At 61.5% G+C, this 24,065-nt stretch carries 23 protein-coding genes; 13 read left to right on the top strand and 10 right to left on the bottom strand.

All coding sequences use genetic code 11. From position 1 onward, the window contains the following. Nucleotides 1–39: 39 nt before the first annotated feature. The 8 genes from LQK84_RS07680 (at nt 40) to LQK84_RS07645 (ending at nt 8,237) form a co-directional block, all read left to right on the top strand. Nucleotides 40–843 (top strand): FadR/GntR family transcriptional regulator, encoded by an 804-nt coding sequence (locus tag LQK84_RS07680; RefSeq protein WP_230828104.1) that lies wholly within the window; start codon nt 40–42, stop codon nt 841–843. Then, entirely contained in the window at nt 840–1,598 is a 759-nt protein-coding gene (locus LQK84_RS07675) for a (Fe-S)-binding protein (protein WP_230828103.1), read from the top strand. Before LQK84_RS07680 ends, LQK84_RS07675 begins: the two co-directional genes overlap by 4 nt. A gap of 10 nt (nt 1,599–1,608) precedes the next feature. Continuing rightward, entirely contained in the window at nt 1,609–3,039 is a 1,431-nt protein-coding gene (locus tag LQK84_RS07670) for a LutB/LldF family L-lactate oxidation iron-sulfur protein (RefSeq protein ID WP_230828102.1), read from the top strand. Next, entirely contained in the window at nt 3,036–3,707 is a 672-nt protein-coding gene (locus LQK84_RS07665; RefSeq protein ID WP_230828101.1) for a LutC/YkgG family protein, read from the top strand. Before LQK84_RS07670 ends, LQK84_RS07665 begins: the two co-directional genes overlap by 4 nt. Before the next feature lie 128 nt (nt 3,708–3,835). Next, on the top strand, nt 3,836–4,327 hold the full coding sequence (locus tag LQK84_RS07660; RefSeq protein ID WP_230828100.1) for an NUDIX hydrolase: 492 nt from the start codon (nt 3,836–3,838) through the stop codon (nt 4,325–4,327). Nucleotides 4,328–4,449: 122 nt separating this feature from the next. Beyond that, the gene (locus LQK84_RS07655; protein WP_230828099.1) at nt 4,450–5,958 is read left to right on the top strand and encodes an inorganic phosphate transporter; all 1,509 of its coding nucleotides are present in this window, start codon (nt 4,450–4,452) and stop codon (nt 5,956–5,958) included. A gap of 17 nt (nt 5,959–5,975) precedes the next feature. Next, nucleotides 5,976–6,713 (top strand): 16S rRNA (uracil(1498)-N(3))-methyltransferase, encoded by a 738-nt coding sequence (locus tag LQK84_RS07650; protein WP_230828098.1) that lies wholly within the window; start codon nt 5,976–5,978, stop codon nt 6,711–6,713. A gap of 150 nt (nt 6,714–6,863) precedes the next feature. Beyond that, nucleotides 6,864–8,237 (top strand): glutamate--cysteine ligase, encoded by a 1,374-nt coding sequence (locus LQK84_RS07645; RefSeq protein WP_230828097.1) that lies wholly within the window; start codon nt 6,864–6,866, stop codon nt 8,235–8,237. Between the two features lie 61 nt (nt 8,238–8,298). Here the strand turns inward: LQK84_RS07645 and LQK84_RS07640 are convergent, their stop codons facing one another. After that, nucleotides 8,299–9,063 carry an SDR family NAD(P)-dependent oxidoreductase gene (locus LQK84_RS07640; RefSeq protein ID WP_230828096.1) on the bottom strand — a complete coding sequence of 255 codons (765 nt, stop codon included), beginning with the start codon at nt 9,061–9,063 and terminating at the stop codon, nt 8,299–8,301. 214 nt (nt 9,064–9,277) lie between these two features. Between LQK84_RS07640 and LQK84_RS07635 the strand changes: the two genes are divergently transcribed. The 4 genes from LQK84_RS07635 to LQK84_RS07620 all read left to right on the top strand — a co-directional run bounded on the left by LQK84_RS07635 (nt 9,278) and on the right by LQK84_RS07620 (nt 12,595). Continuing rightward, a complete protein-coding gene (locus LQK84_RS07635; RefSeq protein ID WP_230828095.1) occupies nt 9,278–9,853 on the top strand; it encodes a TetR/AcrR family transcriptional regulator in 576 nt (191 codons plus the stop codon). Nucleotides 9,854–9,998: 145 nt separating this feature from the next. Then, a complete protein-coding gene (locus LQK84_RS07630) occupies nt 9,999–10,865 on the top strand; it encodes a DUF937 domain-containing protein (protein WP_230828094.1) in 867 nt (288 codons plus the stop codon). 286 nt (nt 10,866–11,151) lie between these two features. Continuing rightward, nucleotides 11,152–12,102 (top strand): LysR substrate-binding domain-containing protein, encoded by a 951-nt coding sequence (locus tag LQK84_RS07625; protein ID WP_230828093.1) that lies wholly within the window; start codon nt 11,152–11,154, stop codon nt 12,100–12,102. Between the two features lie 169 nt (nt 12,103–12,271). Then, nucleotides 12,272–12,595 (top strand): hypothetical protein, encoded by a 324-nt coding sequence (locus tag LQK84_RS07620; protein WP_230828092.1) that lies wholly within the window; start codon nt 12,272–12,274, stop codon nt 12,593–12,595. Between the two features lie 72 nt (nt 12,596–12,667). On the opposite strand, the gene LQK84_RS07615 is transcribed toward LQK84_RS07620, so the two are convergent. Both LQK84_RS07615 and katG read right to left on the bottom strand, forming a co-directional pair. Beyond that, the gene (locus LQK84_RS07615; RefSeq protein ID WP_230828091.1) at nt 12,668–13,018 is read right to left on the bottom strand and encodes a hypothetical protein; all 351 of its coding nucleotides are present in this window, start codon (nt 13,016–13,018) and stop codon (nt 12,668–12,670) included. A gap of 190 nt (nt 13,019–13,208) precedes the next feature. After that, on the bottom strand, nt 13,209–15,422 hold the full coding sequence (gene katG, locus LQK84_RS07610; protein WP_269071873.1) for a catalase/peroxidase HPI: 2,214 nt from the start codon (nt 15,420–15,422) through the stop codon (nt 13,209–13,211). A gap of 239 nt (nt 15,423–15,661) precedes the next feature. Here katG and LQK84_RS07605 point away from each other — a divergent pair, with 239 nt between their 5' ends. Then, the gene (locus LQK84_RS07605) at nt 15,662–16,588 is read left to right on the top strand and encodes a hydrogen peroxide-inducible genes activator (protein WP_230828089.1); all 927 of its coding nucleotides are present in this window, start codon (nt 15,662–15,664) and stop codon (nt 16,586–16,588) included. Nucleotides 16,589–16,607: 19 nt separating this feature from the next. Here LQK84_RS07605 and LQK84_RS07600 read toward each other — a convergent pair whose 3' ends face one another. The 7 genes from LQK84_RS07600 to LQK84_RS07570 form a co-directional block, all read right to left on the bottom strand. Continuing rightward, entirely contained in the window at nt 16,608–17,348 is a 741-nt protein-coding gene (locus LQK84_RS07600; RefSeq protein ID WP_230828088.1) for an acetoacetate decarboxylase, read from the bottom strand. Nucleotides 17,349–17,500: 152 nt separating this feature from the next. Continuing rightward, nucleotides 17,501–18,388: a dienelactone hydrolase family protein gene (locus tag LQK84_RS07595; RefSeq protein ID WP_230828087.1), complete on the bottom strand. Its 888-nt coding sequence runs from the start codon at nt 18,386–18,388 to the stop codon at nt 17,501–17,503. Between the two features lie 180 nt (nt 18,389–18,568). Further along, nucleotides 18,569–19,588, bottom strand: coding sequence for a zinc-dependent alcohol dehydrogenase (locus LQK84_RS07590; RefSeq protein WP_230828086.1), 1,020 nt, complete (start codon nt 19,586–19,588; stop codon nt 18,569–18,571). A gap of 144 nt (nt 19,589–19,732) precedes the next feature. Next, a complete protein-coding gene (locus tag LQK84_RS07585; protein WP_230828085.1) occupies nt 19,733–19,924 on the bottom strand; it encodes a hypothetical protein in 192 nt (63 codons plus the stop codon). 83 nt (nt 19,925–20,007) lie between these two features. Continuing rightward, nucleotides 20,008–20,790 (bottom strand): 3-hydroxybutyrate dehydrogenase, encoded by a 783-nt coding sequence (locus LQK84_RS07580; protein WP_230828084.1) that lies wholly within the window; start codon nt 20,788–20,790, stop codon nt 20,008–20,010. A gap of 84 nt (nt 20,791–20,874) precedes the next feature. Next, nucleotides 20,875–22,002, bottom strand: coding sequence for a DUF3734 domain-containing protein (locus LQK84_RS25230; protein ID WP_230828083.1), 1,128 nt, complete (start codon nt 22,000–22,002; stop codon nt 20,875–20,877). 90 nt (nt 22,003–22,092) lie between these two features. Beyond that, nucleotides 22,093–23,928: an AsmA family protein gene (locus LQK84_RS07570; RefSeq protein WP_230828082.1), complete on the bottom strand. Its 1,836-nt coding sequence runs from the start codon at nt 23,926–23,928 to the stop codon at nt 22,093–22,095. Nucleotides 23,929–24,065 lie beyond the last annotated feature (137 nt).

Raw genomic sequence — 24,065 nt, 5'->3', positions numbered from 1 at the left:
GGGCTGTTATCACGTTGACATCTGAACCTGGATGTCACCATGAACAGCCCCGACGCTCTCTTCTCCCCTGTAACAACGTCCAAGACGGCCGACGATGTCGTTGCGCAGGTGGAGGCGCTTCTCCTCGACGGCGTCTTGCGCTCTGGCGAGCGACTGCCGGGCGAGCGCGATCTGGCGCTGCGATTGGAGGTGTCGCGGCCGGTGTTGCGCGATGCGCTGAAGGTTCTGGAAGAGCGCGGGCTGATCGAAAGCCGCCATGGCGGCGGGACCTATGTCGCCGACATCATCGGCGAGGTCTTCTCCCGACCGCTGATCGAACTCCTCAACCGGCATGAGCGGGCGGCGCTCGACTATCTGGAATACCGGCGCGAGCTGGAGGGCCTGACGTCGGAACTTGCGGCGCGACGGGCCAATGCGGCAGACCGCGAGAACCTCGCGCGCATCATCGGCGATATGCGTGCCGCCCACGCGGCCGGCCACCTGCAAGGCGAGCGTGACGCGGATGTCGAGCTGCACAATGCGGTCGGCGAATGCGCGCACAACACAATCCTGCTCCACACGCTGCACGCCTGCTACCGGCTCCTGAGTGCAGGTATCCTCACTCAACGCAACGCGATCTTCGAAATACCGGGGACGCGCAATGCACTGCTCGCCCAGCACGAGAGGATCGTCGAGACCATTCTCGGGGGTGACCCCGCCGCAGCGCGGCAGGCTGCCGAAGCGCATATCGACTTTGTCACCGCCACCCTGCACGAAGCAAAGCGCTCCGGCGAATGGGAGCGCGTGTCACGCCAGCGGCTCGTCAGCCGCACACAATCGAAAACGGCGAGGAAAAGTGCATGACCGATAAACCGACCGTGGGGCTGTTCGTCACCTGTCTCGCGGACCTTTTCCGGCCGACGGTTGGCTTTGCTGCGGCGAAGCTGATCGAGGATGCGGGCTGCGAGCTTCATGTGCCGATGGCGCAGACCTGTTGCGGCCAGCCAGCCTATAATTCCGGCGACCGCAAGGATGCCCGGGCGCTGGCCGAGCAGGCCATTGAGGCCTTCGAGGGTTTCGATTATGTCGTTGCCCCTTCCGGCTCCTGTGCGGCCATGCTGAAGAAGCACTATCCGGGGCTCTTCAAGGGCGATGCGACGTGGGAGAAGCGGGCGCAGGCCTTTTCGGCGAAGGTTTATGAGCTTGTCTCCTTTCTCACCGATGTGATGAAGGTCGAAAAGGTCGAGAGCCAGTTTGCCGGGACCGTCACATATCACGATAGCTGTTCGGGACTTCGTGAGCTTGGCATCAAGGCGCAGCCGCGCAAGCTTCTCGGCGCGCTGCCGGGCGTCACGCTTGCGGAAATGAAGGACAGCGAAGTCTGCTGCGGCTTCGGCGGCACGTTCTGCGTCAAATATCCCGACATTTCCAATGCCATTGTCGAGAAGAAGACGGCGACGATTTCCGATACCGGCGCGGATGTGCTGCTGGCCGGCGATATCGGCTGTCTGATGAACATGGCCGGCAAGATCCGCCGCGAGGGCGGCAAGACGCAGGTGCGCCATGTCGCCGAAGTGCTGGCCGGCATGACCGATACGCCACCGATTGCGGGCAAATGAGGGCCGGACGATGCAGATCACGACGCCCAACTTCAAGGAAAACGCCACCCGCGCACTCAACGACGCGCCGCTGCAAAAGGCGCTGAAGAATGTCGAAATCGGCTTCATCGCCAAGCGGCTTGCGGCCGTGGATGCGCTGCCGGAATTCGAGCAGCTGCGCGACAATGCCCGCGACATCAAGAACCACACGCTGGCCCATCTCGACCTCTATCTGGAGGAATACGAGAAAAAGGTGATCGCGTCCGGCGGGCATGTCCACTTCGCCGAGACGGCGGAGGATGCCCGCGCCATCATTCTCGACATCTGCCGGAAACGGAACGCCAAGACCGTGACCAAGGGCAAGTCGATGATCACCGAGGAAATCGGGCTCAACGATTTCTTCGAGAAGAACGGCATCACGCCCGTCGAGACGGACCTTGGTGAATATATCATCCAGCTGCGCGGCGAGACGCCGAGCCATATCATCGCGCCGGCCGTCCATCTCAACAAGGATCAGGTGGAAGCCGATTTCAGGCGTGTTCACACCCATCTTCCCGCCGACCGTGATCTGACCGAGCATGAGGCGCTGCTGAACGAGGCGCGACTGGTGTTGCGACAGCGCTATTTCGAGGCGGATGTCGGGATCACGGGGGCGAATTTCCTGGTCGCCGAAACGGGTTCTTCCGTCATCGTGACGAATGAGGGCAATGGCGACCTGACGCAGACGCTCGGCAAATGCCATGTCGTCGTCGCCTCGCTTGAAAAGCTAGTCCCGACGCTGAACGACTGTTCGCAGATCCTGCGCGTGCTGGCACGCTCGGCAACGGGACAGGACATGTCGGTCTACACGACCTTTTCCACAGGACCAAAGCGCGCTGAAGACCCCGACGGGCCGGAAGAGTATCATGTCGTGCTGCTGGACAATGGCCGCACCGCCATGCTCGGCACGGAATTTCAGGAGATGCTGCGCTGCATCCGCTGCGGGGCCTGCATGAACCACTGTCCGGTCTATCATGCGGTCGGCGGGCACGCCTATGGCGCGGTCTATCCGGGACCGATGGGGGCCGTGTTGACGCCGTCGCTGTCGGGCATCGAGGTCGGCGGCCATCTGCCGAATGCCTCGACCTTCTGCGGGCGCTGCGAAAGCGTCTGTCCCATGCGCATTCCGCTGCCGAAGATGATGCGGCACTGGCGCGAGCGCGAATTCGAAAAGCACCTGACGCCAACGGCCGCGCGCTATGGCCTCAAATTCTGGGCCTTCTTCGCCAGACGGCCGAAGCTCTATCGGGCCGCCGTGTCAGTCGCCATGCCGCTGCTGTCTTGGCTCGGCGGTTCCAGCCGCCGCATCCATAGCCTGCCGCTTGCCGACGGCTGGACGAAACATCGCGAAATGCCCGCACCTGAAGGCAAGACATTCCTGCAGGCCTGGGCCGAAAAGCAGGCACGGGAGGCTGGCCGATGAGTGCGCGTGACACCATTCTTGCCAAGGTACGGCGCTCGCTTGCCGTTTCCGGCGACGAGGCGGCGCGGCGTGCGGCGGTTGCCGAACGTCTTTCGGACGCGAAAGCGGGCGTGATCCCTGCACGCGGACAGTTGCCCCAGGACGAACGGATCGCCCTCTTCTCGAAATATGCGGAGAAGTATGGCGCGACCATCGCGCGGGTCGCGTCGATCGAAGACCTGCCGCAGGAGGTCTCGCGCTATCTGAAGAGCAGCAACCTGCCCGCGTCCGTCCGCATGGGCGACGACGTTCTTTTGAAGTCCGCCGGCTTCGAACGCGAGCCGATGCTGACCGTGCTGTCCGGCGCATCGGACGGCACCGACCTTGCCGGTGTCAGCCATGCGCGCGGCGCGGTTGCCGAGAGCGGGACGCTGGTTCTCGCCTCCGGACCCGACAATCCGGTGACGATCAATTTCCTGCCCGAGCATCACATCGTGGCCGTCCGGGCGGAGGATATCGGCGCCTCGCTGGAAGAGGCCTTTGCCGGAATTGCAGCCACCTATGGCAAGGGCGAGATGCCGCGCACGGTGAACTTTGTCACTGGCCCCTCGCGCTCCGGCGATATCGAGCAGAAGATCATCATGGGCGCGCATGGTCCCCGGGCGCTCCATATTGTGATCGTAGGTTGAGGCTCCCTATCCCCAAGTGTCGGGATAGAGCCAGTATTGTCGCAAAAATGTCGTACAAAACCGGGGGAACGCTCCTATATTAAGGGAATCATTCCTGTGCTTCGCAACCTCCGGGGGTTTCCTATCCATTGAACGTTGTCACTCGCCTTGCATCCGAACTTCGCCTGATGATGCGCCGCCCGGAGCGGCTGCAGTTTGCCGCCCTCTGCTATCGCAAGACGGGTGACAAGACCGGCATCGAAGTCCTGCTGATCACCAGCCGGGGAACCGGCCGGTGGGTCATTCCAAAGGGCTGGCCGATGAACGGAAAGCTCGCGCATGCGGTTGCCGAGCGCGAAGCCTATGAGGAAGCGGGCGTCAAGGGCAAGGCGGAGGTCAAGCCGCTCGGGACCTACAGCTACATGAAGGGTCTCGATTCCGGGTTTGAGATCCCCTGCAAGGTGCAGGTTCACGCCCTGAAGGTCAGCGGCTTCGCCAACAATTACAAGGAAAAGGGCCAGCGCGAGATGGCCTGGTTTTCCTGTGCGGAGGCGGCGGCGCGCGTCGTGGAGCCCGGCCTGAAGGAACTCATCCTCGGATTTGAAAATCGTGGCACTCAGGACAGCGCCGAAAGCGCCTGAGCGTTCGCCGCGTGCGCGGGGGAACTACGTCATCTGACGGTTGCTCTTGCGGCCAACCCCCGATAAATAGCGGGCGGGAGACGCGGACGACCCAGAACGATCTGTCGTGCGCCACGTGAGCCATGGCAAAAAGACGACAGGTCCCCGGACGCTCGACGCTCGACAAGGACCTCGGCAAATTCACCTATCTTGAAGAAGCAGGGCAGTTTGTGGCGCGCAGTCTCGTGCGCCCCGCCGCCGGGCTGATCTTCCTTGTGCTCGCCGCCCTGCTTGCCAGTCTCTATGTCGGAACCGGTCCCGGAGGCATCGCCATCATCGCCGGCGCGGCGCTGGGTGCCTACATGGCCATCAATATCGGTGCGAACGACGTGACCAACAATGTTGGTGCGGCAGTGGGTGCGCAGGCGATCACCATGGTTCAGGCGCTGGTCATTGCCGCTTTTTTCGACGCGGCAGGCGCATTGCTCGCCGGCGGCGAGGTAGTCAAGACGATCTCCAGCGGCATCGTGCAAAGCGGCGCCATGCCGAGCGGCGCGGCGTTCATCTGGGTCATGCTGTCCGCTCTGCTGGCGGCCGCCCTCTCCGTCAATCTCGCCACCTGGCTCAACGCGCCGGTCTCCACCACGCATGCCATTGTCGGCGGCGTTCTCGGCGCTGGCGTCGCGGCTGCGGGCTTTTCCGCGATCTCCTGGCAATCGATGCGGGAAATCACGCTGAGCTGGGTTCTGTCGCCCCTGATCAGCGCCGTGATCGCAGCGGGCTTTCTCGCCTTCATCTACGAATTCATCGCCTACCGGCAGAACAAGATCGCGGCGGCCGTGACATGGCTGCCCGTACTGCTGGGGGTCATGGGTGGCTCGTTTGCCGCCTATCTCGCCTTCAAGGGCCTTGAGAATGTCGTGACGATCACGCTTGGTCGGGCGGCTGCCGCCGGCCTCGTCATTGGCGTGGCGACCTGGGCCGCGTCAAAGCCGCTGATCCGCCGGCGCGCCATGGGGCTCGAGAACCGCAACCAGTCGCTGCGCAAGCTCTTCCGTCTGCCGCTCATCTTCTCGGCGGCGCTGCTGTCCTTCGCCCATGGTGCGAACGACGTTTCCAACGCCATCGGCCCGCTTTCGGCGATCGTGCATGCGACCTCGTCGAACGACCTCACACAGACCGTTGCCGTTCCGCTCTGGGTGATGACGATCGGCGCCTTTGGGATCTCGGCGGGTATCCTGCTGTTCGGCCCGAGGCTCATTCTCATCGTCGGCAAGCAGATCACGCGGCTCAACCCCATCCGCGCCTTCTGCGTCGCCATTTCCGCAGCAGTGACCGTGCTCGTCGCCTCCTGGTTCGGGCTGCCGGTCAGCTCTACCCATATCGCCATCGGCAGCGTCTTCGGCGTCGGTTTCTTCCGCGAATGGTACATGCAGAATTCGAAGCGCCGCGCCGCCTATATCGCGATGAAGGCCGGCGAGAACGAAGTCGTCAAGCCGAAGCTCAAGGCAACGCCGGAGGAAGCGCGCCGGCGCTTTCTCGTGCGCCGTTCGCATTTCCTCACCATCATCGCGGCCTGGGTGATCACTGTCCCCGTCGCCGCCTTGCTCGGAGCCGCCATCTATAAAATACTGGCGCTGCTATCCCTCTAGACCACGGAATTTCCTCCATGCGTGCCAATTTTCGTATGCAGCGGCTGTTCGTCGATGCCGCCCTTTCACCGGCAAGCGAGGTGGCGGCAACGCCCGAGCAGTTCAACTATCTCTGCAATGTGCTGCGCCTGGAGGACGGTGCGGAGGTTCTGCTCTTCAACGGGCGCGATGGCGAGTGGAGGGCGGCCATTCATTACCCAAGCCGCAAGAAGATCATCCTGAAACCCGTCGAGCAGACGCGGCCCCAGCCCCCCCTGCCCGATCTGCACTATCTCTTCGCGCCGCTGAAAGTTGGACGCATGGACTATCTGATCCAGAAGGCGGTCGAGATGGGGGCTGGGCAGATCCGCCCGGTCATCACCCAGCATGTGCAGGGCAAGATCCATTCGCTGGACAAGCTTGCAGCTTACGCGATGGAAGCGGCCGAGCAATGCGGCATCCTCGCGGTTCCCGAGATCGCCGAACCGGTGAAGCTTGCCGACCTGCTCGCCAGCTGGCCGCAAGACCGGCGCATCATCTATTGCGACGAGGGGGATGCGGGCCAAAACCCCTTGCCGATCCTGCAGGGGCTGAAGGACAAACACTACGCTTTGCTGATCGGCCCAGAAGGCGGCTTTTCGGAAGAGGAGCGGCAGATGCTGCGCGGGCTCGATTTCGTCACGCCCATTCCGCTTGGTCCCCGGATCCTGCGCGCCGATACCGCCGCCGTTGCCGCACTTGCCGTCATGCAGGTGACGCTCGGGGACTGGAACTGACGAAGCGGCTGCCCTATATCCCTGTCGGGGATTGCGGGTTCAGCAGAATTTGAAGCTCAGTGAAGGCTTTTTATTTGCAAAAGTCTGCTAATCCGTTCATCCAGCCTCATCCCGAGCCCTCATCCGAGGGCGATATCTAGAGACAGTTTCATGGCGCGCGACACTTCCGATCACACCTCCATCGGCTCGATCGGCGACCTGACCGACTACCTTGCCCAAGGCAACAAGCCCGAGGCGGATTTCCGGATCGGGACGGAACACGAGAAAATCGCCTTCTTCCGCGACAGCCACGCGCCGGTTCCCTATTTCGGCGAGGCCAGCATCTCCGCATTGCTGAACGGCATGCAGGCCGCCCAGGGCTGGGAACCGATCATGGACGGCGGGAACATTATCGGGCTTGCCGAGCCGCATGGCATGGGCGCGATCTCCATCGAGCCCGGCGGGCAGTTCGAGCTTTCCGGCGCTCCTCTGGAAACCCTGCACCAGACGCATGACGAGGCAGTGGAGCATCTGGCAATCCTCAAGACCATCGCCGATCCCATGAACATCCGCTTCCTTGAGCTTGGCGGCAGCCCGAAATGGTCCTTCGACGAAACGCCGAAGATGCCGAAGTCGCGCTATGCGATCATGACCCGCTATATGCCGAAGGTCGGCAGCCACGGGCTCGACATGATGTACCGCACCTGCACGATCCAGGTGAATCTCGACTTCTCCTCCGAAGCCGACATGCGTCGCAAGATGCAGGTCTCGATGAAGCTGCAATCGCTGGCGACCGCACTCTTTGCCGCCTCGCCGTTTACCGAAGGCAAGCCGAATGGCTATCTCTCCTGGCGCGGCGAAATCTGGCGCGACACGGACAATGCCCGGTCGGGCCTCCTGCCCTTCACATTCAATCCGGATTTCGGGTTCAAGGACTATGTGAACTGGGCGCTCGACGTGCCGATGTATTTCGTCGTGCGCGACGGCAAGTATCATGACTGCACGCATATCACCTTCAAGCAGGCCCTTGACGGCGCGCTGAAGGGCGAGCTTGACGAGTGGGAGCCCAATATGGGCGACTGGGCGAACCACCTCTCCACCCTCTTCCCCGATGTGCGATTGAAGCGCTTCCTCGAGATGCGTGGCGCTGATGGCGGCCCGCTGTCGCGCATTGCGGCCCTTCCGGCCTTCTGGGTCGGGCTGCTTTATGATGCGGAAGCGCTGACGGCAGCCGAGGCGCTGACGCGCGACTGGACCTTTGAAGAGGTGCTGGCGCTTCGCGATGCCGTGCCGGTTCAGGGGCTGAATGCGCCATTCCGGGGTGGCAGGCTCGCCGATGTGGCAAAGGATGTCCTGGCCATCAGCCGCAAGGGTCTCAGGAACCGGGCGCGGCTCAATGCAACCGGCGCCGATGAAAGCATTTTCCTTGACCCGCTCGACGAGATGCTCGCCAAGGGCAAGGTTCTCGCCGAAGACATGCTCGCCGAGTATCAGGTCACCTGGAAGCAAAGCGTCGAGCCGGCGTTCGAGGCCTGGCAGTACTGAGGCTTCGCGGCGGTCTTACCGGGGAAGGGAGCGGCAGCGCCCCCTCCCCCGCAAAGCGATTTCAAACGGCCTGCTGACCACCAGCCACGCAGACATTGTCGCCCGTGACCATGGCAGACGCGTCTGAGGCGAGCCAGATGACCGCATCGGCAATTTCGCGGGGCTCGATCATCCGAGCAATCGGATGCGAGCCAGCGGCCAGTGCCAGCTGCTGTTCGGCATTCAGGTGCTTGTCGACGGCGGGGGTGCGGACAAGCCCCGGAGACACGCAGTTCACGCGGATATTGTGCTTGGCATAGGCGACGGCGGCATAGCGGGTCATGTGAACGACCCCGGCCTTGGCTGCCGAATAGGCAATGTTCGCGGTTTCGGCATAACGGACACCGGCCATGGACGCCGTGTTGACGATCACGCCACCGCCCTGCGCCACCATGAGCGGCAGTTCCTCTTTCATGCACAGCCACGGTGCCTTCATGCTGAGGTCGACCGTGCGGTCCCAATCTTCTTCGGAGATTTCGGTACCATGCCCCCAGGCAAAGCCGACATTGTTATGCGCAATGTCCAGCTTACCGGTCAGACCGGCGGCAAATGCAATCAGCTCCCGAACTTCATCGGCACGGGTGGCATCCGCACGAACGAAATGCGCCACGCCGCCAGCGGCCCGGATTTCCGCGACGACTGCTTCGCCTGCCTCCACCACGACATCGCTGACGACGACCTGTGCGCCGCGTTCGGCAAATCCCAGCGACGACGCACGGCCGATGCCGCTGCCGCCGCCGGTGACAAGGGCGACCTTGCCGTTGAAGATTTTCTGGACTTCGGACATGTGCATTTCCTCCTGGTTTGTCGGATAACTCGACATTAAGTGATACTCTGAGTATCATATAGGAAGCGATCCGTAGAGATCAAGCGCCTAAATCTCGTGGCAGACGAGCTGTGGTGTGGTCCGCGAAGAGCGTTTGCTGACTGATCGTGATGCGGCATGCCGGGCCTCTCCCCGCAGCATTTGACAAGCGAAGGCTGATGGGATTTCTGATGTCATGACCAGACGCCGAGCAGATGCAGTTCAAAACCGTGACAAGCTGTTGCAAGCCGCGCAGGAAGTCTTTCTCGAGCTTGGGCTCAACGCGCCGCTCGATTTGATTGCCGAGCGCGCCGGTGTCGGCCGCGCCACCCTGTTTCGCAATTTTGCAGATCGTCACGCCCTGATCCTGGGCTTGCTGGATCGCGGCGTGGCGGACATGGAGGCGAGGGCCGACATGCTAAAGGACGATCCGGCCGCGCTCGTGATTATGCTCCGGCAGGTGGCCGACCATACGCTGGAATATGCGCCGCTGACGGAATACTGGCAGGCTATCGATCACGGTTCGGAGGCGTTCCGGACGTCGATCGAGCGGGTTCTGGCGGTCTTCGAGGCTCCGGTTGCGCGTGCGGTTGCGAGCGGCACATGCCGGCGCGATCTGCAGGCCTCCGACGTGCTTCTGGCCATCTCGATGGTCAATGGCCCGCTCATTGCACCGACTGAGGAACTGCGCCGGCAGCTTGCCGAGCGCGCCTGGCGGTTTGCCATCGACATGCTGCAGCTTCGAGAGCCGTCCGCGCCGATGGAAAACTGACGCCTGTCGCCCGACAGCCCTGCTCCCGCTCGTGAAAGGGCTGCGGACTCATTTCAGCTAAATTGCAACTGAACGCGGCTTCGGGAGTTTTCCTTCAGGATTTCACCGATATAGTGATGTCCACAACTCATGGAAGGGGATTCGCATGCTGCCGCTGTTTGACTTGATGATGCAGGCTCAAAACGGGAAGGCGCTGGAAGCCTTTTCGGCGCAGTTCGGGCTTGCGCAGGAACAGATGGCGAAGGCCATGGCTGCCCTCACACCGGCCTTTTCGACCGGGCTGAAGCGCAGTGCCGCCAATCCTTATGATCTCAGCACCCTGATGTCCTCGCTGATGAGTGGCAATTACGGCAAGTATTTCGAGGATGTGAACGCCGCCTTCTCGCCGCAGGGCATTGCCGACGGGCAGAACTTCATGGGCACGATCTTCGGGCCGGTGGATGTGCAGAAGGCGATTGCCGAGCAGGCTGCCAAGGTGACCGGTGTCGGCCAGGACATGCTGCGCTCGATGATGCCGGCGATGGCCAGTGCCATGGCGGGCGGCCTGATCAAGGAAATGACCGGCCAGTACAAGTCAATGACCGACCAGTGGACGGCATCCAACCCGATGATGGGCGCGATGACGCAGTGGATGGAAGCGGCCGGCTTCCAGCCAAAGCCGAAGAAGCCGGACCCGATCGACAACCCCTTCCTCCAGATGATGCAGATGATGATGGGTGGTGCTGCCAACAAGCCGACGCCGCAGCAGGCCGATCCCTTCGGTGCCAGCGCCTTCGTGAAGATGATGCAGGGCTTCATGACGCCCCCCGGCGGTCAGACCGAAGCGCCCAAGGCGGAAGCCAAGCCCGAGACGGTGGAAACGGCAAAGCCGGTTGATCTCACCAAATATTCCGAACTCGTCGGCTCCCTCTTCGACAGCGGTCTGGAAGTGCAGAAATCCTACCAGAAGAGCATGGAGCAGATCTTCGACGGTTATCTGAAGGGCTTCAACGGCAACGAGCCGAAGACCTGACCGAAGGACATGAAAAAAGCCCGGCCGCTTAGGGAGCGAGGCCGGGCCAAGCAGCAGGGTCTATTGGCGGGACCCTGCGGGGAAAACTGGAGGCAGATCGTCTGTGACGGTCGCGAACCCAGGGACGGTTCGCGCGAAAGCCGACCGGGAGACAACACTCTTGCGCCCTTTGGGTCTTGGCGAAAAGTGCTCTTTCCTTTGCATATGGTAAGGCTCGCAAATTTTTATTGATCAGTCCATCGAATGTTTTTAATGGTAACCATCAACAAGCTTGATGGAGTTGATGATGGCAGCCCCCCTTGATATCGACCAGTTGCAAACCTTCGTAGCGATCGTGGACACGGGAAGCTTCACGAAAGCCGCCGATCGCGTGTTCAAGACGCAGTCTGCGGTCTCGATGCAGATGCGCCGCCTGGAAGAGCGCCTGAGCAAACAGCTCTTCATCAAGGACGGGCGGGGTAACAAATTGACCCCCGAGGGCGAACGGCTGCTCATTTTTGCGCGCCGCATGCTGCGCCTGAATAACGAAGCGATCGCCGCCTTCGATGACAATCGTCTTGAAGGAAGCCTGCGCATCGGCACGCCGGACGACTATGCAGACCGCTACATGCCGGAAATCATCAGCCGGTTTGCGCGCACCAATCCGGGCGTCGAGCTCAACATCATCTGCGAATCCTCCGTCGATCTGGCCGAGAAGATGAAGCGCGGCGAGCTGGACGTGGCGCTGGTCACCCACAATCCGCGCGCCCGCGTCTCGGAAGTCGTCCGGACGGAGCCGCTTTGCTGGGTCGCCTCTGCCAACCATCCGCTGCCCGACAATGCGCCCGTTCCGCTGGCGCTGGGGCGGACGGATTGCCAATGGCGGCAGGCGGCCTGCACGGCACTCGATTCCATCGGCCGCGATTATCACATCCTGTTCACGAGCTGGTCGTCGACCGTCGTTGCAGCCGCCGTGCTTGCCGGCATGGCCGTCTCCGTTCAACCGGAATCGGCGCTGCGGACGGGCATGAAGGTTCTGAGCCAGCAGGACGGTTTCCCGGCGCTCGCGCCGATCCAGATCGGCATCATGAAGCGGCCGGGCGTGGCCCCGTCGCTGATGAATGCCATTACCAGCCATATCGCAGCCTGCCTCGACAACATCACGCCTGCCACCTTCGGCAACGAGATGAACGAGGATTTCAAGGCGGCGGCGAAGCTTCCCTATCTTGTCGCGGCCAATTCCGGTTCAAGCTGGTAATGAACTCACGGTGAATGCCGGGTTTGACTGCGGTTCAGTCAGCAGGTGCTAATTTTCGGAACAATCGCTTGTGCCAGCGATTGATCAAGGCAAGTTCGGAAACGTTCTTCCGGACTTACCGCGAACCCGAAAACTCCAGCACCCAGAAGACAAGATCCGGAGGAAGCCCATGACTTCGCTTTTCACCAAAGCCGCATTCGCCGCACTGATCGGCCTTGGCTCCATTGCCGCCGCCCCCTCGATCGCTTCCGCCCGTGACATGGGCGTGCAGATCGAGATGCGCGACGGATACCGTCATCATCGCCCTCATTGGCAGGAACGCCGCGCCTGCACGAACCGCGAGGCCGTCTGGCGCGCAGAGCGTTCAGGCCTGCGTGGCGCCGTCGTCATCGGGCGCTCGCCGAACCGGGTCATCCTGGAGGGCCGGCGCGGCTACCGGATGGACCGCATGGTCGTCGCCAACCGCCCGGGCTGCCCGATCCTCCGCCGCTGAACCCCAGGCCTCTGAGACGCAGAACGCCGGCCTCGGGGCCGGCGTTCGTGTCAATCGTCCTCATGCGAGGGATCAATCGTAGGTGGCTTCCTTGCCATCGAAATAGATGTTGTCGGCCTTGCAGATGTCGATCGAGGTCGGGTCGCCCTTGATCTCGGAGCCGTCGGTCGCTGCCCATGCAACAACGAAGACGATGTCGCAAGCACCATCATAGTCGAACTTCATGTTTGCGGTCTCGTTGCCATGAAGTTCGAAGTTCATCCAGTTGTCGCTGAGCGAGCCATCGCTGCCCTGAATGTAGAAACCATTGATGATATAGTCAGACTTATTATGAATCTTGAATGCCATGCCGGCAGAAAAGGCCGACGAGGCGGACATTGCACCGGCGAGTGCAGCAGCCGCTACCACTTTAAGTATTTTCATGGTTGATCCCCGGAAGAAAGCGCGTCTCTTCGCGCTCGTACGGGTCCCTCTATGCTGGAAATCGGCGCTTTTGTCTTGAAATTTCTCTGAGATGGTTAAACCGCGACAGAGTTTCCATCCTTGAGGAAATGCTGAAACAAGAAAAGGCGGGCCAATCGCCCGCCTTTCCCTTGCGACTTGTTTGAAGCCATCAAACGAGATCGAAACGATCCGCGTTCATGACCTTGTTCCAGGCGGCGACGAAGTCCTGCACGAACTTCGAACCGGAGTCGGATTCACCGTAAACCTCCGCCAGAGCGCGAAGCTGCGAGTTGGAGCCGAAGACGAGGTCGGCGCGGGTGGCCGTCCACTTGATCGCGCCGGTCTTGCGGTCGCGGCCGTCGAAGACGTCGGCGGCTTCGGACTGCGGGAACCAGGCCGTGCTCATGTCGAGCAGGTTGACGAAGAAGTCCGTCGTCAGCGTGCCGACGCGGTCGGTGAAGACGCCATGCTTGGTGCCGCCATAGTTGGCACCGAGAACGCGCAGGCCACCGACGAGAACCGTCATTTCCGGCGCAGTCAGCGTGAGCAGCTGGGCCTTGTCGATCAGGAGCTCTTCCGTCGAGATCGTGTAGGCGGTCTTCTGATAGTTGCGGAAACCATCGGCCGGCGGCTCCAGGAACTGGAAGGATTCGGCATCCGTCTGTGCTTCCGACGCATCCGTGCGGCCGGGTGTGAACGGCACGTCGATGTCGAAGCCGGCGTCGCGCGCGGCCTTTTCGACGGCGGCAGCACCACCGAGCACGATGATGTCGGCCAGCGACACCTGCTTGCCACCGGCAGCCGAACCGTTGAAGGCCAGGCGAACGGCTTCGAGCTTGGAGAGCACGGTTGCGAGCTTTGCCGGCTCATTGACGGCCCAATCCTTCTGCGGAGCAAGACGGATGCGTGCGCCATTGGCGCCGCCGCGCTTGTCGGAACCGCGGAAGGTCGAGGCAGACGACCAGGCCGTGTAGACGAGTTCGGAAACGGTCAGACCGCTTTCGAGGATCTTCGCCTTCAATGCCTTGATGTCGGCAGCGTCGATCAGCGGGTGATTGACGGCCGGGATCGGGTCCTGCCAGATCAGGTCTTCAGCCGGGACTTCCGGGCCGATATAGCGGGCCTTCGGGCCCATGTCGCGGTGGGTCAGCTTGAACCAGGCGCGGGCAAAGGCGTCGGCAAACTGGTCCGGGTTTTCATGGAAGCGCTTGGAAATCGGTCCGTAGATCGGGTCGAAACGCATGGCCATATCGGCCGTCGTCATGATGATGCGATGGGTCTTTTCGCCGGTTTCCGGATCGGGCGCGAAATCTTCCGGCTTCAGGTCTTTCGGCGTCCACTGCCAGGCACCAGCCGGGCTCTTCACCAGTTCCCATTCATAGCCGAACAGGACGTCGAAATAGGCGTTATCCCACTGGATCGGGTTCGGCGTCCACGCACCTTCGATACCGGAGGTGATGGTGTCGCGGCCCTTGCCGCTGCCATAAGTCGAGAGCCAGCCGAAGCCCATAGCTTCCATCGGGGCGGCTTCCGGCTCGGGGCCGACATGGGTGGCGGGGCCCGCACCATGGGTCTTGCCGAAGGTGTGACCGCCGGCGGTGAGTGCCACGGTTTCCTCGTCGTTCATCGCCATGCGGGCGAAGGTTTCGCGGATGTCGCGGCCGGAACCCAGCGGATCAGGCTTGCCATCCGGACCTTCCGGGTTGACGTAGATGAGGCCCATCTGAACGGCAGCGAGCGGATTTTCCAGCTCGCGATCACCCGAATAGCGCGACAGTTCATGGTCGCTGGTGGCGAGCCATTCGGTCTCGGCGCCCCAGTAGACGTCTTCTTCCGGTTCCCAGACATCGGCGCGGCCGCCGGCGAAACCGAAGGTCTTGAAGCCCATGGATTCCAGCGCGACGTTACCGGCCAGGATCATCAGGTCGGCCCAGGAAATGTTCTTGCCGTATTTCTTCTTGATCGGCCACAGGAGGCGGCGGGCCTTGTCGAGGTTGCCGTTATCCGGCCAGGAGTTGAGCGGCGCGAAACGCTGCTGGCCGGTGCCGGCGCCCCCGCGGCCATCGCCCGTGCGATAGGTGCCGGCAGAATGCCAGGCCATACGGATGAAGAGGCCGCCGTAGTGACCATAGTCGGCCGGCCACCAATCCTGGCTGTCCGTCATCAGTGCGGTCAGGTCCTGCTTCAGCGCCGCGTAATCAACCGACTTGAAGGCCTTGGCATAGTCGAAATCCTTGCCGAGCGGGTCGGACAGCGCGGAATTCTGATGCAGGATGCGAAGGTTGAGCTGGTTGGGCCACCAATCGCTGTTGGAGCGCATGCTCATGCTCGTCGTCCCATGCATGACGGGACATTTGCCTGTTTTTTCGACCTTCGCGTCCATGGACGTGTTCTCCGTGTTCAGATCAATCTGGTCATCTTGTCGCGGGGTTTTGAAAAAATGATGACGCGCAGCGTCCTCAATGACCGTGCCTACCACCGCTTTCAGCGGATCAGCCGATCGTTCCTCCATCCCTCAAGTGACGTTCGTTTTGCCGGTTAGAGCCGGGCACGGAGGCAATTTCGCACCAATTCCCTATAATCTCCAATTGTATTTATTGAAATTTTTGATAGGAATTTCTTATGATGATTACCATCCGTCAAATGCGTTATTTCGAGGCTCTGGCGACCACCGGCCATTTCGGCAAGGCGGCAGACATGGTCAATGTCAGCCAGCCGGCGCTCTCCGCCCAGATCGCCGACATGGAGGCCGCACTCGGTGTGAAGCTGGTCGAACGGTCGCGGACCGGCACCTATCTCACCGAAGATGGCGAAGGCCTGCTACCGGAAATCCGCTCGATTCTTTTCAGCGTCGACCGGCTGCATGATCGGGCGCGACAGGCGCGGGCAACGCTCGAAGGGCGTTTGCGGCTCGGCATCATTCCGACCGTTGCGCCCTATCTCGTGCCGCGACTGATCCCGCTGTTGAAAGCGGATTATCCGGATCTGAACCTCGAAATGCGCGAGGCGATCACGCGGCAATGTCTGGAGGAATTGCAGGCCGGGCGGCTCGATTGCGCGCTGATCGCGCTGCCGGCGGAGGCCGGCAATGTGGAAGCCCTCCCCCTCTTCCGCGATCACTTTCTGGTCGCCAGCGCCGACAATGAAACCGATATCCTGATGTCGCCGCTCAGCGTCGATGAGGTGGATGTCGAGCGGCTTCTGCTTCTGGATGAGGGCCATTGCCTGCGCGAACAGGCGCTTGCGGTCTGCGGCTCAGGTTCGGGGCGACGGGTTTCGAATTTCGGCGCAACCTCGATGACGACGCTGTTGCAAATGGTGAGCCATGGCATGGGGATCACGCTGATCCCGGAAATCGCGGTGAAGGACGAGGCGGATCGCAACCGCATGCGCGTCGTGCGCATGGCCGAGCCGCAGCCCTATCGGGAGATCGGCCTGATCTGGCGCAAGGGCAGCGCGATGCGGCGCAAGGATTTCGAGGCCTTCGGATCGGTCTGCAACCGGGCGGCGGAAACCCTGCTCGGCGGAGAGACCGCCGAGCGCGCCTAAGACATCGGCCCCGTGTGGATCAATCGGCCATATAGTCGTACACGACTTCGCCGAGACCCAGCGTCAGGTCGGTGAGGATATGGACCGCCGACTTGATCTCCAGAACCGGCAGGGCCGCTACATCGGCCAGCGCGTGCGGGAACAGCGCCAGGGCGCCCGGCCCTTCCCACGCGCCCTTAACCGTCAGATCTTCAAGATAATAGCGCACCAGTTCGCAGATGCGCGGCGTGCAATCGACATGCGGGATGATCTTGAGCATGAAATTGGGCGCAAGCAGGCTCTCGCGGACCTTGTCGAGGTCCAGCCCGCGGTGCTTGTAGCCCATCGTGGCGGTGGCGATGCGCTGGCCGGAATAATCGAGCGTGCCGACAAGCGTGTCTTTCACCACCGAAAGCGACGGGTCTGCGAGCTTCTTCGGGAAGCCCCAGATTTCGCGGCCGCCGGCAATCGGCGCATCGTCATTCAAAAACATCGAGTGGACATAGCCGCCGGCCACGCCATTGAGCTTGCAGGGGATGACCTGCCCGGATTCGGTGTAGTCGCCAAAGCCGGTGGAATCCGGCATGCGGATGAATTCGTATTTCACCAGCGGCTCGTCGAAGGTCAGCGGTTCGGGCAGGACGCGGGCGAGTGCCGCCGGGTCGGTGCGATAGGTGATGACGAGGAATTCGCGGTTGACGAACCTGTAGGGACCCGGCGGATAGGACGGGTTGGTGAGCGGCATGGCAAAGGCGTTTTTCTTCACATCGCTGATCTTCATGGCAAATTCCTTCGTTCTTTCACAAATCTTCCGCCTTCAATGTCCGGAGCAAAGAAGGCCGCAAAATGTTGCACCGCAGCACATTGCCGAGAATTAATGGGCTGCGGTGACATTTGTTGCGTGATCGCGAAAAGAATGATCAGCGGGCGGGGCTAAGCCAGCTTCTGCTTCAGGAAGGCGATTGTCCGGCTCCAGGCGAGATCGGCGGCCTGCTTGTTGTAGCGCGCAGCAGACGTATCGTTGTTGAAGGCGTGGTTGACGCCATCGTAGACGAAGATCTGGAAGTCCTTGCCGGAGTCGGTCAGCGCCTTCTTATAGGCATCGATACCCGCATTAATGCGCTCATCGAGCCCCGCATAGTGGAGGAGGAGTGCGGCCTTGATCTTCGGCACGTCCTCGAATTTCGGCTGCGCGCCGTAATAGGCGACCGCCGCCTTGAGGTCCGGCGCATTGACCGCCGTCTGGTTGGCGAGACCGCCGCCCCAGCAGAAGCCGATCGCACCGACCTTGCCGGTCGTGTCGGGCGCGCTTTCGAGATATTTCACGGCAGCGACAGAGTTGGCGGTTGCGTCCTCGGGCTTCAGCGCGGAGATCATCTCGCGCGCCTTATCCTCATCCGTGGGCGTACCGCCGGCGGGCGAGAGATAATCGGGGGCGAGCGCCTCGAAGCCTTCCAGCGCAATGCGGCGTGCAATGTCCTTGATATGTGGGTTCAGCCCACGGTTTTCATGAATGACGATGACGGCGGGCAGCTTGCCTGTCGCATTGGCGGGGCGGACCTTGTAGGCCTTGATCTCGCCGGTTGCGCCCGCAAAGGTCACGTCTTCGGCCTTTACGCGGGCATCGTCCGGGGCGACCATTTCGGCCTTTGCCTGATTGGCGGCGAGCAGCGGCGCGACGGCGGCGGCAGTTGCGGCAGAGCCTGTCAGAGCGGTCAGCTTGCGCATGAAGTCGCGGCGATCGAGCGTCAGATGCGTATATTCGTCATACGCATTGATCATCGCTTGCGTGACCTTCGGATTATTCTCGGGTTTCGTCATGACGTCGGTCTCCTTGGGATCGATGGATGGCGCCCCCGGGCTCCCTCCCCCTGAAAGCCCTTACGAACATCGTGACCCGATGGACCGGTGGCGGCAAAACACAAAATCGTGAGCCGGCTTTTCAAACAAAAGCCGCGCAGATCGTTTCCGACCTGCGCGGCTTGAAGATTTTTCGAGCAATCAATGCATGTCGAGGACAATGCGGCCATCAATGCCGCCCTTTTCCATCGTCTCGAAGATGGCGTTGATATTCTCCAGCTTGTCCCAGGAGAAATGCGCCGCAACCTTGCCCTCGCCGGCAAATTCCAGCGACTCTTCGAGATCCTGCCGGGTGCCGACAATGGAGCCGCGCACGGTGATGCGCTTCAGCACCGTATCGAAAACCGGCAGGCTGATGAAGCCCGGCGGCAGGCCGACCAGCGCCATGGTGCCGTGCGAGCGGAGCATATGGAAGGCCTGCTCCATCGCCTTGGGCGAAACGGCGGTGACGAGTGCGCCGTGAACGCCATGCGACTGGAAGGCCGCGACGGCCTTTTCATCGCGTGCATCGATGGTGACATCTGCGCCGAGCTTCTTTGCAAGCGCCAACTTTTCGGGGAAGATATCGGCAGCGGCGACATGCATGCCCATGGCCTTGGCATATTGCACGGCCATGTGGCCAAGACCGCCAATACCGGAGATGAGGACCCATTCGCCGGGCTTCACTTCCGTTTCCTTGAGGCCCTTGTAGACCGTCACGCCGGCGCACAGGATGGGGGCGGCGGGGCCGAATTCCAGCGTGGAGGGCAGCACGCCGACATAGTCAGGATCAGCGAGGCCATATTGGGCGAAGCTGCCATTGACCGAATAGCCGGTATTTTTCTGGGCGCCGCAGAGCGTTTCCCAGCCGGTGCGGCAATGCGGGCAGTAACCGCAGGCGGTGTGCAGCCATGGCACCCCGACACGATCGCCTTCCTTGACGCGGGTCACGCCCTTGCCAAGTGCAGCCACGAAGCCGACGCCTTCATGGCCCGGAATGAAGGGCGGATTGGGCTTGACCGGCCAGTCGCCACGGGCGGCATGCAGGTCGGTGTGGCAGACGCCTGTCGCCTCGAACTTGACGAGGATCTGGCCCTCGCCCGGCGTGGGCACGGGCATTTCCTCGATCACAAGCGGGGATTTGAAGTCGCGAACGACCGCAGCTTTCATGGTCATCGACATCGATAGCTCCTTGGGGCTGAATTGAGCCCCATAAGAGTTGACCGATGCCCATGCCGCATTGATCAATGTCAACCACAGACCAATGGCGCAGAATGCGAGGAGATGACGTTCCTCCCCGTCCGCGCCGCTGCCGGTATCTCTCCGTTACTGCGGACGCTTGGCTTCAGCGTCCGTGCGCAGGCTTGCCCAATCCCGTTCCAACTGGAAAGACCGAAGCTTGGCCTCGGTCTTTGCCATCTCGCGGAGTTTATCGGCAAATTTGCTACGATCGAGCGTCAGATGCGTATATTCGTAATAGGCGTCGATCACTTCCTGGTTCACATTCTGCGATGTCATGATCTTGCTCCTCATCTCCATTAACTTTTGTTAACGTGATCCCGGGCAAAATTGTGACGGTCGCAAAATGACCTCAGAACCGACTATTCCATGTACCAGCCATGGCTGGCGACGATGGATTGTCCTGTCAGTGCATTGGTCTCGAATCCGGCGAAGAAATAGGCCACTTCGGCGATATCCTCGACGGTGGTGAATTCCGCATCGACCGTCTGGCCGAGCATGACCTTCGAGACGACTTCCTCCTCGGAAATCCCAAGCTCCTTGGCCTGTTCCGGGATCTGCTTCTCGACGAGCGGGGTGCGGACGAAGCCGGGGCAGATGACATTGGCGCGGACGCCAAACTTGCCGCCTTCCTTGGCGACCACGCGGGCAAGGCCGAGCAGGCCGTGCTTGGCCGTCACATAGGCCGACTTCAGAGGCGAGGCCTCCTTGGAGTGGACCGAGCCCATATAGATGATCGCGCCGCCCTTCTGTGCCTTCATATGCGGCATGCAGGCCTTCGTCGTCAGAAACGCGCCGTCGAGATGGATGGCGAGCATCTTCTTCCAGTCGGCAAAGGCGAAGTCCTCGATCTTGTTGACGATCTGGATGCCGGCATTGGAGACGAGAACGTCGACGCGGCCCCATTTTGCGATTGTGGCGGCAACACCGGCGTTGACCGCCTCTTCGCTGGTCACGTCCATTTCAACAGCAAAGGCGTCGCCGGGGCCGAGTGCCTTGAGTTCGGATGCAGCCTTTTCAGCCGCGTCGGCCTTGAGGTCGGCAATCACGACCTTCGCGCCTGCAGCGACATAGCGCTTGGCAATCGCATACCCGATGCCACCAGCCGAACCGGTGACGATGCAAACCTTGTCCTTCATATTCATCGTAATGCTCCCTTGTGTGGAACGTCTTTGCTTCCGCAATTCCGGGCGCAAAACCGCGACGCAGTCTTGCTGGAATTGCTGCGGTTATTTGCCGTTGGCGATGCGACGGCGGTCGATGGTCTTGAAGCCGTCGTCGGGGATGCGACGATTGATCCACTGACCACAGGCCAGCGTTTCCTTCACATCGTCGTAGCCGGCGCGCCAATGGTCTTCCATGGTGATGCGCGAGAACTCGTAGTCCATCGTGCTGGTTTCGTAGTCCCGTCGGCGATAGATGAGATGCACGACCGTGGTGCCGCCACCGTCCTGCTCGCCAAGCAGATATTGAACGTCGGGATCGTCGGAGAGTTCCGACGGCACTTTCGCCAGTACACGCTTCAGCGCCTTGCGCATCTTCTCCTGCTCGCGGGCAATCTGGGTGTTGAGACGCGTGCGGCTGGAGAAGCGGATTTCCTTTTCGCGGGCGGAGGCCTCCAGCATGTCCTGCGGCATATGGCCGGACGCACTGAACAGGTCGACCTGGAAGACGCAGATGTCCTCCCGGTGATCGCGGCGATCCATGATCCATTGCAGCGGCGTGTTGGAGACGAGGCCGCCATCCCAATAATGCTTGCCTTCGATCTCGACCGGCGGGAAGCCCGGCGGCAGGGCACCGGAGGCGGCAACGTGGAGCGCATTGATGCCGCCGCGGTTCTTCAGCTGGGCGCTGTCGAAATAGCGGAAGTTGGCGGTTTCGATCTCGACGGCACCGACGCTGAGCCGTGTGGGGCCGCGATTGATCAGGTCGAAGTCGACCAAGGTCTCCAGCGTCTTGATCAGCGGCGACGTGTCGTAGAAGGCCATCGGGGCGCGGCCGCTCATCAGCGAGACGAGGTTCGGCATTTGCGGCTTGTAGAAGCCGTTGACGCCAACGGTGGCAGCCATGGAGGCGGAAAACTCATTGAAGAAGCGGCGCAGCAGCGGCTCCTCGCCGATCGGGATGGTGCGGGGACCGGAGGTCACCAGCTCCCAGAAGCGCCGCAGGTTCTCGACCCGCTTTTCTTCCGGACTGCCGGCAACGATGGCAGAATTGATCGCGCCGATGGAAATGCCCGCGATCCATTCAGGCCGAATGCCGGCTTCGTGCAGTGCTTCATAAGCACCCGCCTGATAGGCGCCCAAAGCGCCGCCGCCTTGAAAAACAATGATCTTCTTGTCTGAGAGGATGGACACTGGAACGCGTTCTCATTGCAATTGTCAAAAGCTGAACAATTGCTAGCACCATTGTGCAGCGCACACAAATGACAAAACGGTAAGGCTGCCTTATTGGCCGGAAATGACCGCCGAGAATGGCGAGATGAGAATATTCGGCCAGGCGCCACCGGCAAAGAACCTTGTTGCAGGGGCTGTCGACCCGGCCGGCGGCCCCAGAGTTCCGGAGACGGCCAGGCTGTTGTTCTTGTAGGGAATGACGCCCGTGAGGTCGAGATTGCCCGACGCGCTCTTGAAGCTTGCGGTATTGAGCTCGGCAATGCCGTTGTCGACAACGGCGGCCAACTGGAAGCTGTCGAAACGCAGCGGCGTGGCGGAGGCGAGCGAGAGGTCGAAGAAGCGCTTCTGCGAGGCCAGTTCGCGGAAAACGGCAGGATCGAAACCGACGAGCTTGCCGGCGCCGCCCGTCACCTTGATGGCGCCGCTGGTCTCTGTCTGTCCGGTCGGCGCGAGCGGCCATCTCGAGCGCACATCAAGCTCCAGGTTTCCGGTCGCCTGCGGCCATGGCCCTGAAAGGCCTAGAATGCCGGGAATGGTGCCCAGATCGACATTGCGCGCCTGGACGAGAAGTTTGCAGAGGGGGCCTTTTTCGCGATCCTCGCCAACCGACACTTCAGCCGAGATATTGCCGTTGGCAAGTTGTCCCGACGCGATGGCAAAGGAGGCGTGGCCGTCAACAATGCGGACGCCCGCTGCCATCTCGGCAATTGTCACGGTGCCAAAGGCGGCCTTGTTGGCGGAGAGACGCAAATCGACCTGGAAGTCGCGCAGGAACGAGGTGTCGAACTTCAGCGGCATGTCGCGAAGGTTCAGCGCGGAAGGCACGAAGGCGGTCACGAAGGCGCCTGCGTCGAAACTGTCGAATGCGAGGGTTCCGGAAAAGAATGGCGGAACGCCGCGCTTGGTCCAGCCCGCCGAAACGATGCCGGTCGCCTGAGAGTTCGGCAACTGCAGCCGAAGGTCGGAGAAGGTGAACTTCATCCCCTCGGATGCCAGCGATGCCTTGAGGTCGACGACCTTCAGCTTGTCAAGGACCGGGTAATTCAGGCCGAACCAGCTGGCGGCGGAGCCGAGATCGGAGGCCGACGCGTCGAGCGAACCGTTGACGAAGCTCTGCTCGCCGATATTGGCGGTGCCGGAAAAGCTCGCGTCGATATCATCCGAAACAAGCTTGAAGGTCAGGCCGGAATTGTCTCCGGACATCAGCGTCGCGGGATCGGACAACGAACCGGATAGCGTCAGCGAACGGTCGGCGGCCTCGGCGCTCAGATCGAAGGAGAGTGCTCTCGAGAGCGTGGAAAACTCAAACGAGCCGGTGAGGTCCTCGAACTTCGCCTGAGGGCCATCCTGCTGGCGGAATTCGAATGTGCCCCCAACCAGCTTGATGCGGCCCAGGTGCAGATCGTCGAGGCTCGAGTGACCTTCGACCTTGCGTCCGCCCGGGCTCTGCCAGGCGAAAGTGCCGGCCGTGCTGCGCGTCACATTGAAGACGGGACGCGTCAGCATGACGGAGCCGAACTGCGGGTTTCCGGACAAGGCGGAAACGACATCGAAGCGGCCGGAAATGGCATCGGCGTGGAAGACGGTTTCGGTACTGCCGGGGCCAGACTTCACCACATCGACATTCTGCAGCGTGATGACGGGGGACGGCCAGAACGAAACCGATGTCTCGCCCTTGACCAGGAATTCGAGGCCCGTCTGGCGTAGCACAGCCTCATGGATCTGCTGGCGCACCATTCCGGCCGACACGAAAAGCGAGCCGAGAAGCCTCTGTCCGCCCGCAAAAGCCACGATAACGATGGCCGCCAGTACCGCGATCCGCCATGTCAGGACGGCGCGCAGGAGGGACCGGACGTGCTGCAATCGTTCAAGGGACAGAGTGGGCATACTCGAATACTCGTTCCGCCCAGACTTGTGCAGGCGAATGGCAGAAGGGGATAAACCCTTGGCGTGCGGAATGCAAATATCGGCGTATCGGAGCCACGGAGAGCTCTTTATTTCCGCAATGCAACATGATTTAAAAG

The organism is Rhizobium sp. C4 (assembly GCF_021026315.1).
Taxonomy (GTDB): Bacteria; Pseudomonadota; Alphaproteobacteria; order Rhizobiales; family Rhizobiaceae; genus Ensifer_A.
Note: the sequence above shows the minus strand (reverse complement) of the source record. Positions and strands in the feature narration are given on the sequence as shown.